Genomic DNA, 12,112 nt, shown 5'->3' with positions numbered 1-12,112 from the left:
AATAACTGCCAAATAAATCCGGAATAAATCGGTGACACACCTGTTTGCATAAACGGAGGCGAGAAAGCCTGCAGCGATGACGCTGTTGCCCTGGAAGCGCGCGACTGATGGCGAGAGCCCTGCCAATCAGAGATTCGAAGAGCTCGCGATGCCGTTGCTCGCCTCGCTTTACAACGTGGCGCGATGGTTGACACACAATGCCAGCGATGCGGAGGACCTCGTGCAGGAGACGTTTCTGAAAGGGCTGCGCGGTTTTGCCGGGTTTCAGCAAGGCAGTAACTTCAAGGCGTGGATCTTTCGAATCCTGCGAAACACCTATTTGAGTTCGCGTCAGGGTCTTGCGGCGAGGCGCACGGTCGCGCTCGAAGAGGAGTGGGATGACAACAGCGCGGTTCAACTGCCCGAGGCGGCGATCGATCGTGCGACGCCCGAGTTGAACCTCATGCGGCTCGCAGATCGAGCCGCACTTGAAGACGCAATGCAGGAATTGGCGCCACCCTTGTTGGAAGTTCTGCTGTTGTGCGATGTGGAGGAGATGAAGTACCGCGAGATTGCGGCTGTGCTGGAGATTCCAATCGGCACCGTGATGTCGCGGATTGCGCGGGCGCGCGCCGCACTGCGGGCCGGCCTCGAAGGTCATCGGAGTACAGCAGCGGGGGCCAGGATATGAGCGACCATCTTTCCGAGAGGATGCTAAGCGCAGTCGTCGACGCGGAGCTAAGCGGCGAGGAACTGGCGAGAGCCAATGACCACCTCGCGACGTGCCTCAAGTGCAGCTCTCGCTGTCTGTCGATGGGTCTCATGAAGCGCGAGGTTGCGACTGTTGGCCGCCGCTATGATCTTCCGCGCGATTTTGAGCGGCAAATGCGCCGGGTGGCCGCGGAACCGCGCACCGGGCAAGTCGGCTGGCCGCGCTGGGCGGCTGTTGCTGCGGTGATCGCCGTTTGTGTCGGCCTTGCCATCGGCTGGAGTGCGTCGCGCGGGAAGACGAACCAGGCTGCGTTAGTCGGCGAGGTCACCGATCAGCACATCGCAACCCTCGCGGGAACCGGGCCGCCTGAAGTCATCTCGTCGGACCGGCACACCGTCAAGCCGTGGTTCCAGGGAAAGCTTCCCTTCAGCTTCAATCTGCCGGCGTCTCTTCCGCCCGACACGACGCTCGACGGCGCGAACCTCACGTATCTGCAAGGCAAGCCTGTCGCGCAGCTCCTGTTCAGCATCGGCAAGCACAAAGTTTCGGTGTTCGTGGAGCAGGCCCCAGGCTCAGCGGCGATTCCCAAAACGGAACGGGCGGGCTTCAATGTCTCAGGCTTCCGAACCTCCGAGCTTGAAATGATCGCAGTAAGCGACGTCGACCCAAGGCGTCTGGATGATCTGGTAACGGTGCTCAGAGCAGCTCAATGAAGAGCAGGCGGCTTGACATCACTGTTATCCTGAAAGGTAGAGAAGCTTCCTGCCCGGTGCTCAAAGCGCCGGGCTTCAGTTCTTAAATGCACTCTTAGGTCCACCCCTAAGTCTTTTTTCTGGAAGATTTTGCACACTTTTGACGGGGGGAAGGGGTCTAACCTCCAAATGCAATTTCTCACCCTGATCGCAGCGCTCCTGTTCGCTGTCTCCGCATCCGCGCAGAACCTTCCCGCCGGAACCCGAGAAGCCGATTCCCCCTCCCCGCAGGACGCCACCAACGCCCAGATTCGCTCCGCCGAATCCGCCCTGGAGAGTGGCGACTACGCCGCAGCCATCACCGCCCTCAAGCCGCTCGCCGCCTCCCAGCCCAGGAACGCCCACATCCTCTACGATCTCGGCTTCGCCCAGGAGCACACCGGCGACGACACCGCTGCGGCAGCCTCCTACAAGCAGGCCATCGCCGCCGATCCATCTCTCGCCCAACCCCAACTGGCACTTGGCCTGCTTGACGCCCGCAACGACCGCCTCGATGCCGCCCACCGCGAACTCCAGGCCGCCAGCAACCTGGCCGACACCAGCCCCGACCTGCGTGCCCGCGCCCTGCGCTCACTCGCCGTCCTGGACGAGCACGCCGACCCTGACGCCGCCCGCGACGAGCTGCTTGCCGCCCTCAAGCTCACCCCCGAGACGCCGGCCGATATCCTGCTCGCCGCCCGGCTCGCCGAGCACGCCAACGCGTTCCCCGAGGCCGAATCAGCCTACCGCCGCCTGCTCGCCATCACCCCCAACGACCCTGCCGCCACCGCCGGCCTCGCCCACTCCCTCGCCGCCCAAGGCAAGACGGCAGAAGCCGAGTCCGTCCTTACCTCCGCCCTCAAAACCACCCCCGCCGACCCGCGACTCCTCTCGCAATTGGCAGCCGTGTATGGCGCGGAGGGCAAGAGTGACCAGGCGATTCCGCCGATCGAGCAACTGCGCGCTTCAGATTCAAATGCGGCTGCGAATCCCGCGATTACGCGGTTGCTGGCTCACCTGTACACGCTGACCGGCGACAATGCGAAGGCTGAGCCGCTATTGCGATCTCTTGTGCAGCAAAGCCCGAACGACCCGATGCTGCTCGACGATCTCGCGAGTTCACTTGTTGAGCAGCAGAAGTTCGCCGAAGCGCAGACACTACTGGCCAAAGCGGTCGCTATGCGATCAAGTTTCCCCTCGGACGCGGACTGGGGCGAAGCGGCCGGACACCTGGCGTTTGCGGCTTCCCGCAACCACGATCCACAACTGACATTGCACGCGCTCGCTGAGCGTGCTACAGTTCTGCCCAACTCGCCAGCGTCCCTCTTCCTTGAGGCAACGGCGCATGACACGCTGCATCAGAACAAGGACGCGGAACGAGCGTATCGTGCATTCCTGGCACTAGCCGGCGGGAAGTATCCTGATCAGGAGTTTCAGGCACGCCACCGACTGATCGCCCTGGAAGGCGAGAAGTAGCGCACGAGAGCTAGAGCATCGCTGCATCCTGAAAGGGGGTGCGCTATGGTCACTCAATCCGGGTCACTGAATTGGGTCCGTCGAGAAACAGGTCTCATCCTCACTGCTGCCATTCTTCTGCTTACATTTCCATCCTCTGCGCGGGCATCTCATCTTGACGAGGCTCCGCTGGACGCTGCTGCGCTATTGCAAATGGAGCAGCGTGCTGAATCCGCCCAACCTCGTGACCAGTGCTACATGTTTGCCGAAGTGCTGCACGGGCTGACGGAGCTTGCGGGCCGGCAGATTGCCGCGGGAGACGAAGGCAACGCGAACACGACGCTCACGCAGATTGATTCCGTCGCGGCGAAGATGGAGAAGGCGTCCGCGGCTAACGCAAAGCGGCTGAAGAATGCAGAGATGTTGCTGGAGCACATTACGCGCCGGCTTACGGACATGGCGCACGTCGCGTCGATGGATCAACGCAACGCTACGCAGACGGCTCTCCAGCGGGTGAATCAGCTGCACACGCAAGTGCTCGCTATGATCTTCTCGAAATGACTCTGCACACCCTAGCTTTGCGACTTACGCTGCTTCCCTGCCTGCTCGTCGTGTTTGCGCCGGCGATGCGATCGCTGGCGCAGGACGATGACAGCACAATGAGCCAGAAGGAGATCGAATCTCTTCGCGACGCAGCGTACATCCCGAACGACCGCGTGATGACCTTCGTGAAGATTCTGGACACGCGCGAACAGGAGATCGAGGAGCTTCTGTCAAAGCCGCGGCGGCCCGGTTTTGATCAGGACATGCACGATCTCATCGAACAGTTTTCGTCGATCGCTGATGAGTTCAACGACAACCTGGACGAGTATCAGAGCAAGCACCGGGACATTCGCAAGTCCCTGCCGAAGCTCGTCAGCGCGATTGAACGATGGTCAACGACTTTGCGTGCTCCCGCTGAAGACGAAGCCTATAACGTAGTCCGAAAGATGGCGCTCGATTCGCTGAAGGACATGCGGGATACGGCGACGACGATGCAGACCGAGCAGGCGGAGTATTTCAAGGCGCATCCGGATGCGGCGAAGGTCGAAAAAGAGCGCGCGGATCCTGAACACTCCCCGGTTCCGCAGTAGCGTTAGGGAGTGTTCCACGTGGAACATTGATTTTTCCGGAAATTCAGGTGTGGGAAACGCAGTTTTCTGTGGATCGGGGCTTGTCAACAGGCGATTACCGAAACGCGAAGGGTTCAGGATTGCAGTTCGCCTCCAAGTGAAAGCAAAAGCAGATTCCCTGCGGGGATGAGAGCGAGAAAAGCAAACGCGAATCAGCATGTTAATCTGGGCTCAGCGTGTCCCGTTCTGCCCTGCCCACTGCATCTGCTGATCTCGTCTCCGTATTTGCGACGGAGTACCGGGCGCTGCGTCCTCGCGCGCCGATGCCGCCGCTCGAGGTGAAGTTCCGGCGGTTTACGAGCCTGAACACGACGATCCGGCTGCGCGAGGGAAGGCTGATCGTGCGGCTTTCGGATCTCCTAGAGCACGCGCCAGAGACAGTGCATCAGGCAATCGCGCACATCCTGCTGGCGAAGCTATACCGTAAACCGATTCATCCGCACTTTGCGGATCGCTACCGGCGATACACGCAGTCAGAGACCGTGTTGAGGCATGCGGAACGGATCCGTCAGGAACGCGGACGCAAGCGCATCAGCTCGGCGCAGGGACATCATTACGACCTGGATGAGGTGTTCGAGTCGTTGAACGCAAGGTTCTTTCATGGCCTGCTGGGGCGGCCGACGCTAACCTGGAGCGCGCACTATGCGAAACGCATGCTGGGCCATTATGACGCCGCGCACAACACGATTGTGGTGAGCCGGGTGTTTGATCGTCCGAATACACCGCGGTACGCGGTGGAGTATTTGCTCTATCACGAGATGCTGCACCTGAAGCATCCTGTGCGGGTGCGCGCGGGACGAAGATGCGTGCATTCGCGCGAGTTCCAGGCTGAGGAGAGATTGTTTCCGGAACTGGAGCTGGCACGGGAGTATCTGAAGCGGTTGTAAATCAGGCGGCGGCGGGTTTGTGGACGCCACTGTTCGCCGGTAGTGGCTCTGGGACGACTACCTGATTGTTGCGTGTCGCGAACATAATGAGCGCGCCGACGACGACAGTGCCAAGCGCTGCGACCTGTGCATTGGACATGGTGTGACCGAAGTACAGCTTCGGGTTGATCCTTACAAACTCGACGAGGAAGCGGCCGATGCCGCTGATCAGGAGGTATTCGCCGGTGAGGAAGCCAAGCGGGCGAGGCTTGGATCCACGCTTCCACAGCCACCACGCGAGGGCCGCCGAGAAGAGGAATTCATAGATAGGTGTGGGCTGGACGAGAGCGTTCGGCGGGTTCGGTGGAACGAGTGCGTCCTTTGCCATGTGGACGCCCCAGGGCAGCGTCGTGTTGATGCCATAGTCGCCGTCGCCAGAGAGCAGGCAGCCGATGCGGCCGACGCCGTAGCCAAACGCCGCTGCGGGTGCGGCGAGGTCGAGCATGCGGATGGCGGCCCAGTGGCCGCGGAGGCCGTTGGGCCTGGCTACGATGCCCTGCCATATGAGCACGAGGATTGCGGCGAGGAGGCCGCCAAACCACGCGAATCCTGCCTGGAACCAGTGCAGGAAACCGAAAAACACGTTGCCGCCGGCGTCACGGATTGCGTAGTGGATCTCGGGCAGAATCCGGGTGGGATCCTGCAGCTCGTGCCAGGCTTTGGCACCGAGGATGCCGGCGACGACGGCTAGCGCGACCACGTTCAGCGCATCTGCGTCTACGCCATTGCGTTTGAAGTTGAAGTGGAGAACGACCGTGGCACAAACTGCCGCCAGCCAGAGCAGCAGACCAAAGGTTCCGATGTGCCACGAGCCAAGGTGAATGTACGGATACATGCAGATTTAAGTATATCGGCGCGGGTGAAAGGTAGATTCCCTGCGGGCATGACAACAAGAAAGGCTAAAGTGCCCGGCTTTTCCTCATCGCTCCAATCCGCTACCCTACGCTTAAGATGTCTTTACCTGCCTACGTTCCTCCCCAGAAGATGGATGTTCTTTTTTCGCGCGAGCAGCTCGCCGAACGCGTGCATGCGTTGGGCGAGCAGATATCAGCCGACTACGTTGGGAAGCAGATTGTGCTGATCGGCGTGCTGAAAGGCGCGGCGATTTTCCTGTCGGACCTGGCGCGATCGATCACGGTCGACAACACGTTCGACTTCGTCGCGGTTTCGAGCTATGGACGCGCGCGAGTGTCGTCGGGCCAGGTGAAGCTGATCAAGGACATCGATAATCCGATTGAGGACAAGCACGTGATCCTGGTGGAGGACATTCTCGACACAGGATTGACGCTGAGTTATCTGCGGCAGCTGATGCTGCAGCACAAGCCCGCGTCGTTGAAGATTGCGACGTGCCTGGACAAGCCGGATCGCAGGCTGGTGCCGATTGAAGCGGACTATGTCTGCTTCAAGATTCCGAACAAATTCGTGGTGGGATATGGCATGGACTTCGCCGAGCGGTATCGCGGCGTGGGAGACATCCGAATCTATCCGGACACGCCCGCGGGACATTAAGCCCGGTGTGACAGTCGCGAAAGTGTCACAAGCTGTCCTGTGAGCACGCGAGTTTGAGCGGAGACTCGTTGGCATGAAGACGCTAGCGATTACACTCTGCATGCTTCTCGTAGTTCTTCCCGTCAGCGCACAGGAGATTGCGGCTGCGCGGTCACCGAACTTTTATGTTCCCTACGGCGTTCGCGATGTTCCGGTGCAAATAGTGGCACTGGAGTCCTCGTCGGATGCGGTGAGGGTTGCGGAGGCGCCTCAGCCCGGCGGTGTGCCGCCGATGCCTCGTCCGTATCCGACGCGGCGGGGGCGGCGTCGGCCGCATGGGTCAGGATATGGAGCTTCTCCGCACCTTTCCGTGCCGGCCACCGGCGCAGTGATCGGGGCTCTGTTCGCACTCGGATTGGCTTGCTTCGCGCTTGTGGCAGGCGACAACTAGGGTAGCGCGGCTCATCTTACAAAGCGATGGCTGAGAAGATGTCCGCCGCACCGTTCGTGCCACCCGTGCACAAGCTGCCAATCCTTGCGGAGGCGATGCCTGCGTGCAAGGGATGCGATCTGTACAAGCATGCGACGCAGGTGGTGCCGGGCGCGGGCACGAGCCGCGCGCACTTGATGCTCGTAGGGGAGCAGCCGGGCAACGAAGAGGACAAGCAGGGCGAGCCGTTCGTGGGACCGGCGGGCGGCGTGCTTCGGCGGGCGATGGATGAGCTGCACATCAAGCCCGCGGAGGTCTACGTCACGAACGCGGTGAAGCATTTCAAGTTTGTGCAGCGGGGCAAGCTGCGGCTGCACCAGAATCCGCGGATGAGCGAGATCAATGCGTGCCGGCCATGGCTGCAGGCGGAGATTGATGCGGTGAAGCCGCGGGTGATTTTGTGTCTCGGGGCGAGTGCGGCGAAGTCTCTGCTGGGCGGGACATTTTCGGTGATGAAGCAGCATGGGCAGATTTTGTCGACGCCGTACTCGGAGCGCGTGATGGCGACGGTGCACCCATCCGCGATTCTGCGCAATCGTGATGAGCAGGACCATGAGCGGCTGTATCACTGGCTGGTGGATGATCTGGCGCTGGCGTACTCGACCGCGATCCACCCCAACGAGGCAAGCTCGTCGGGGACCCCGGCGATGGCCAAGTAAGGATTTCGTCAGCCGTCGCCGCTACAATAATGGCAATGCCTTCTGAGATACATACGAACTCAACGACGCGGGTTATCTCTCCCGCACGCGGTCTGCGCGGCTCGCTGACGCTGCCGGGCGACAAGTCGATCTCGCACCGCTATGCGGTGCTGGCGGGATTTGCGAAGGGGACCTCGCGGCTGACGAACTTTTCAACGGGCGCGGACCCGCACAGCTCGCTGGCCTGTATGCAGGACCTCGGCGCTCAGACAGCGCGCGTGGGGCGGACGATTGAGGTGACAGGAACCGGCGGCAAGTTTCAGCAGCCCAAGGGCGATTTGGATTGCGGGAACTCCGGGTCGACGATGCGGATGCTCGCGGGTTTGGTTGCGGCGCAGCAAGGGACGTTCCGGTTTGTTGGAGATGAGTCGCTGACGAAGCGGCCGATGGAACGGATTCGGAAGCCGCTGGAGCAGATGGGCGCGCGCGTGTCGCTGACGGATGGCCATGCGCCGATGACGATTCATGGCGGCGAGTTGAAGGCGATTGATTTCGAGGCGCCGATTGCGAGCGCGCAGGTGAAGACGGCCGTGCTGTTCGCGGGGCTGCAGGCGAACGGCACGACGTCGTTCGCGGAAAGCATTCGCACGCGCGACCACACGGAGCACGCGCTGAAGGCGTTCGGGGCGGAGCTTGTACGTCGAGACGATCGCGTGTACATCGCCGGCGGGCAGGAGCTGCATGGGATCGAAGCGACGGTGCCGGGCGATATCTCGTCGGCGGCGTTTTTCCTGTGTGCGGCGCTGCTGTTTGAGGACTCGAACCTGGTGCTGGATTCGCTGGGGTTGAACCCGACGCGTGCTTCCCTGCTGGACGCGATCACGACGATGGGCGGCCATATCAAGGTGCTGGATGTACAGGAACAGCACGGCGAGATGATCGGCACGATCCAGGTGAATCGCAATCGTGAGCTGAAGGGGATTACGATTTCGGGGGCGATGTCGGCGCAGTTGATTGACGAGCTGCCGGTGATTGCGGCGATTGGGCCGTACACAACAGAGGGCGTGCGGATTCGTGATGCGCGCGAGCTGCGTGTGAAGGAGTCGGACCGGATTGCGCTGGTGGTGAAGAACCTTCGGGCAATGGGCGCCGAGGTCACGGAGCATGAGGATGGGCTCGATGTACCGGGAAACCAGCAGCTGCATGGTGGGGAAATTGATTCGGGGTCGGATCACCGGATTGCGATGGCGTTCTCGATCGCGGCTCTGCGCGCCAGTGGTGACACGATGATTCATGGGGCTGAGGCGGCGAGCATCAGCTTCCCGGAGTTTTTCGACTGGCTGGACGAGTTGGCGATTCGCTAGGTCCGCGTGCTCGAGAGCAACCTTGCCGCGCGATGTTCACGAGCTTCGTTGGACGGCGGGAAGAGCGCTTGCAGCTCATCGATTGCGGCAAGGACGGCAGGTGTTTGGATCTCATCGAGCTGATAGTCGTGCGGGACGTCGTTACGGTCGGACCCGCGGAGAACCCTCACGTTGGGCAGGGTCAACGGCAGCCACTCGATGGGCCGCTGCCACGAGGGTCCAAGGACCACCATGGGAAGGCCGGCGGCACGACCGACGTGCATCGTGCCGGTGTCAACGGTGACCATTAGATCGCATTGAGTGAGGACGGCTGCGAGCTCGGGGACTGACGTCTGGCCCGCGAGCGACAGGCCGCGCGATGAGGCGCGTGTCATGGTGCGCTCGATTGTGCCTGCGTCGGCCGCGGTTCCGAGAAAGATCGTGGCGTGGCCGCTCTCCTCGATGTGCTGGATGACTTGCGCGAAGCGTTCTTCGTGCCAGGTGGTGCGCTGGCCGCCACTTCCCTGCACGACGATGGCGACGACTGTCCTGTCACTGGGATTGGCTTGCCGCAGGAGCGCCTCTGCTTTGCTCATCTCACTTGCGGAAAAGTAAACGGATGGCTCAACGTGGGCGGACGGCGCGCCTGCAGATTCCTTGAGTGATCCTCTCAGTGCATCCACGAGACGCAGGTTGTTATCGATGAGACTGAGGTTTGGATCGTAGCCGAGATGCAGGTCGTAAAGTTCCGGGGCATTTGCGAAGCCGACTGTAGGAGCCAGGCGAAGCGACGCGGCGAGCAGGGCAAAAGAGCCTGCGCGATTCGAAGCGTCCTGCAGGACGAAGTCCGGATGGAGCCTGCGTGCCAGCAGATCACGCCGCAACAGACGGGCAACTCCCAAGAGCGCCTTCAGGCCAGAGGGAGCGGGCGTCCGGATGAGGTGATCGATGTTGGGGTCGTGCCGAAATGTTTCGAGGGCGAGGCCGCGAGCCGCCACAATCAGCGTTGCCTGCGGGAATGCGCGTTTGATCGCGGTGAAGATGGGGGTGCAATGAACACAGCAACCGAGCGGCGTCTGGTACTGCAGAAGAAGGATCGTGGGATTCGATGATTTTGCAGGTCGGCGCGGGCGCGACGAACGAAGCACGAGGTAGAGCAGACGAAGGAACAGAGAACGCATTCAGTGGAAAGACTACACTGCGGACCTAACGTACATGCGGGCCGCCCGGCTGCTACATCTTGTAGCGGCCCATTTCGTCATCGTTGAGGCCTTCGAGCCAGCGGCGGAGATCCTCCGCGGTGGGATTCAGGGCGCCACTCGCGGCGAGCTTTGCCTGCTCGAGAACCTGACGGCTGACGAAGATGGGGCAGTCTGCGCGAAGAGCCAGCGCGATGGCATCTGAAGGACGGGCATCGAGTGCGATAACCTCGCCCGCCTGATCCATCCAGATCGTCGCGTGAAAGGTCTCCTCGCGCAGCGAGCCAACCACGACGCGAGTAATGCGGGCGTTCAGGCCGTGGATGGCATTCCGTAGGAGGTCATGCGTCATTGGCCGCGGCATGGTGGCCTTCTCGATTTCGAGCGCGATCGCGTTCGCCTCAAAGAGGCCGACCCAGATGGGCAGCACGATCTCGCCGGCGAGGTCGTTCAGCACGACGATTGGCTGATGGGTGGAGGGGTCCATCATCAACCCGCGAATCCTCACCTCGATCTCAGCGTCGGAGGTTTGCTGCGCCTCGGGCTCCGGCTTGAATCCAGGGAGATTCATGGCGCTCTTAGTGTACAACTCGCTAGGCTGGAACGCGCGCGTTCAACGCCTGGTGAGCCAGCAGAGTCGCCGAAGGAGCGATCGGCATCGAGACGGCTTCGCCAACAAGCGAATTCGGGAAGATCCTGGTCACGCGAACGTCGACATAGCTGCCGATTGCCGGGATGTGATCGCAGGCGAAGTTGACCGTCTTGTTCTGCGAGGAGCGGCCGACGATCTGGCCGCGTGCCGTGTTGTGGCCTTCCACCATAACTTCGAGCACCTGATCGAGATGTCGCTGGTAGTTTGTACGCTGGATCTCACGCTGACGCTCGTTCAGGATGGCGAGCCGCTGTGCCTTCACCTCGTCTGCAATGGAATCGTGCATATGGATGGCGGGCGTGTTGGGCCGCGGCGAGTACTTAAAGCCGAAGACGCCGTCGTAGCCGACAGTGTCAAGCAGCGTGATCGTCTGCTCGAAGTCGCGGTCGGTTTCGCCCGGGAAGCCAACGATGATGTCAGTGGTCAGCGAGATATCCCGCTTGGCGTCCTTGGTCCACTGGATTCGCTCGAGATACCACTCGCGCGTGTACTCGCGCTGCATGGCGTGGAGGACGTCCGTCGAGCCGGACTGCACGGGCAGGTGGATGTGGTTGCAGAGCTTCGGGTGTTGTTCGATCGCGTCGACGATGTCCTTCGTGAAGTCGCGCGGGTGCGAGGTGGTGAAGCGCACGCGCTGGATGCCGGTGATCTCGCTTACCGCGATGAGCAACTCGGCGAAGGTGCGGCGGCCGCTGGGATCGCGGTAACTGTTCACGTTCTGGCCGAGGAGCTGGATTTCGGTGTAACCAAGCCCGGCGATGCGCTGAGCTTCAGCGAGCACCGAAGCTGAGGAACGCGAGCGCTCCTTGCCGCGGGTGTATGGAACGACGCAGTAAGCGCAAAACTTATCGCAGCCCTCGATGATGGTGATGTAGCCGCGGTGCGGGTTGGAGCGGGCCGTGAACTCGGTGTCGAAGGTCTCATCGGTCTGGCGGTCGTCGAGCCCGGTAACGCGGGTCTCGCCAGATTCAAGACGGCGAAGCATCTCGGGAAGATTGCGGTAACTGGCCGAGCCGGCAACGAGGGAGACATAGGGTGCTCGCTCGAAGATGCGCTGGCCTTCCTGCTGGGCGACACAGCCGAGCACGCCGAAGCGCTTGCCCTCACCCTGCATACGCTTGTACTCGTTGAGCCGGTGAAAGACTTTCTGTTCCGCTTTATCGCGGATGGAACAGGTGTTGTAAAGAATCAGGTCCGCGTCGGTCTCATCGGTGACCTGGGTGTAGCCCTCCTGCTGCAGTGTGCCGACGACCTTTTCGGAGTCGTGCGCGTTCATCTGGCAGCCAAAGGTTTCTAAATAAAAGGTCTTGCTCATTTGATTCACGGT

Annotated in this window: 14 protein-coding genes; 10 read left to right on the top strand and 4 right to left on the bottom strand. The window is 61.4% G+C overall.

All coding sequences use genetic code 11. The annotated features are described in order from the left end of the window. Positions 1 to 76 precede the first annotated feature (76 nt). The 6 genes from VGU25_05875 to VGU25_05850 all read left to right on the top strand — a co-directional run bounded on the left by VGU25_05875 (position 77) and on the right by VGU25_05850 (position 4,936). Complete coding sequence (locus VGU25_05875; protein ID HEV2576720.1) at positions 77 to 670, top strand: sigma-70 family RNA polymerase sigma factor; 594 nt, start codon at positions 77 to 79, stop codon at positions 668 to 670. Beyond that, positions 667 to 1,404 (top strand): zf-HC2 domain-containing protein, encoded by a 738-nt coding sequence (locus tag VGU25_05870; GenBank protein HEV2576719.1) that lies wholly within the window; start codon positions 667 to 669, stop codon positions 1,402 to 1,404. Before VGU25_05875 ends, VGU25_05870 begins: the two co-directional genes overlap by 4 nt. Positions 1,405 to 1,572: 168 nt before the next feature. Continuing rightward, on the top strand, positions 1,573 to 2,898 hold the full coding sequence (locus tag VGU25_05865) for a tetratricopeptide repeat protein (protein HEV2576718.1): 1,326 nt from the start codon (positions 1,573 to 1,575) through the stop codon (positions 2,896 to 2,898). Positions 2,899 to 3,135: 237 nt separating this feature from the next. Beyond that, positions 3,136 to 3,438: a hypothetical protein gene (locus VGU25_05860; GenBank protein HEV2576717.1), complete on the top strand. Its 303-nt coding sequence runs from the start codon at positions 3,136 to 3,138 to the stop codon at positions 3,436 to 3,438. Next, positions 3,435 to 4,010 (top strand): hypothetical protein, encoded by a 576-nt coding sequence (locus tag VGU25_05855; GenBank protein HEV2576716.1) that lies wholly within the window; start codon positions 3,435 to 3,437, stop codon positions 4,008 to 4,010. Before VGU25_05860 ends, VGU25_05855 begins: the two co-directional genes overlap by 4 nt. A 215-nt stretch (positions 4,011 to 4,225) precedes the next feature. Next, complete coding sequence (locus VGU25_05850) at positions 4,226 to 4,936, top strand: M48 family peptidase (GenBank protein HEV2576715.1); 711 nt, start codon at positions 4,226 to 4,228, stop codon at positions 4,934 to 4,936. A gap of 1 nt (position 4,937) precedes the next feature. Here the strand turns inward: VGU25_05850 and VGU25_05845 are convergent, their stop codons facing one another. Beyond that, complete coding sequence (locus VGU25_05845; protein ID HEV2576714.1) at positions 4,938 to 5,810, bottom strand: prolipoprotein diacylglyceryl transferase family protein; 873 nt, start codon at positions 5,808 to 5,810, stop codon at positions 4,938 to 4,940. Between the two features lie 149 nt (positions 5,811 to 5,959). Between VGU25_05845 and hpt the strand changes: the two genes are divergently transcribed. The 4 genes from hpt (at position 5,960) to aroA (ending at position 8,955) form a co-directional block, all read left to right on the top strand. Continuing rightward, positions 5,960 to 6,484 (top strand): hypoxanthine phosphoribosyltransferase, encoded by a 525-nt coding sequence (gene hpt / locus VGU25_05840; GenBank protein ID HEV2576713.1) that lies wholly within the window; start codon positions 5,960 to 5,962, stop codon positions 6,482 to 6,484. A 73-nt stretch (positions 6,485 to 6,557) separates the two neighbouring features. After that, positions 6,558 to 6,914 (top strand): hypothetical protein, encoded by a 357-nt coding sequence (locus VGU25_05835; protein ID HEV2576712.1) that lies wholly within the window; start codon positions 6,558 to 6,560, stop codon positions 6,912 to 6,914. Between the two features lie 26 nt (positions 6,915 to 6,940). After that, entirely contained in the window at positions 6,941 to 7,612 is a 672-nt protein-coding gene (locus tag VGU25_05830) for a UdgX family uracil-DNA binding protein (GenBank protein ID HEV2576711.1), read from the top strand. A gap of 35 nt (positions 7,613 to 7,647) precedes the next feature. Next, positions 7,648 to 8,955, top strand: a complete 1,308-nt coding sequence (gene aroA / locus VGU25_05825) for a 3-phosphoshikimate 1-carboxyvinyltransferase (protein HEV2576710.1) — start codon at positions 7,648 to 7,650, stop codon at positions 8,953 to 8,955. Here aroA and VGU25_05820 read toward each other — a convergent pair. Genes VGU25_05820 through miaB form a run of 3 tightly spaced genes read right to left on the bottom strand, consistent with a single transcriptional unit; the run spans position 8,952 to position 12,100 of the window. Beyond that, the gene (locus VGU25_05820) at positions 8,952 to 10,115 is read right to left on the bottom strand and encodes a glycosyltransferase family 9 protein (GenBank protein HEV2576709.1); all 1,164 of its coding nucleotides are present in this window, start codon (positions 10,113 to 10,115) and stop codon (positions 8,952 to 8,954) included. The genes aroA and VGU25_05820 overlap by 4 nt on opposite strands. A gap of 52 nt (positions 10,116 to 10,167) precedes the next feature. Continuing rightward, on the bottom strand, positions 10,168 to 10,704 hold the full coding sequence (locus tag VGU25_05815) for a bifunctional nuclease family protein (GenBank protein ID HEV2576708.1): 537 nt from the start codon (positions 10,702 to 10,704) through the stop codon (positions 10,168 to 10,170). A gap of 22 nt (positions 10,705 to 10,726) precedes the next feature. Further along, positions 10,727 to 12,100 carry a tRNA (N6-isopentenyl adenosine(37)-C2)-methylthiotransferase MiaB gene (gene miaB / locus VGU25_05810; protein HEV2576707.1) on the bottom strand — a complete coding sequence of 458 codons (1,374 nt, stop codon included), beginning with the start codon at positions 12,098 to 12,100 and terminating at the stop codon, positions 10,727 to 10,729. Positions 12,101 to 12,112: the final 12 nt, after the last annotated feature.

This window comes from Acidobacteriaceae bacterium, assembly GCA_035944135.1.
Classification (GTDB): domain Bacteria; phylum Acidobacteriota; class Terriglobia; order Terriglobales; family Acidobacteriaceae; genus Granulicella.
Note: the sequence above shows the minus strand (reverse complement) of the source record. Positions and strands in the feature narration are given on the sequence as shown.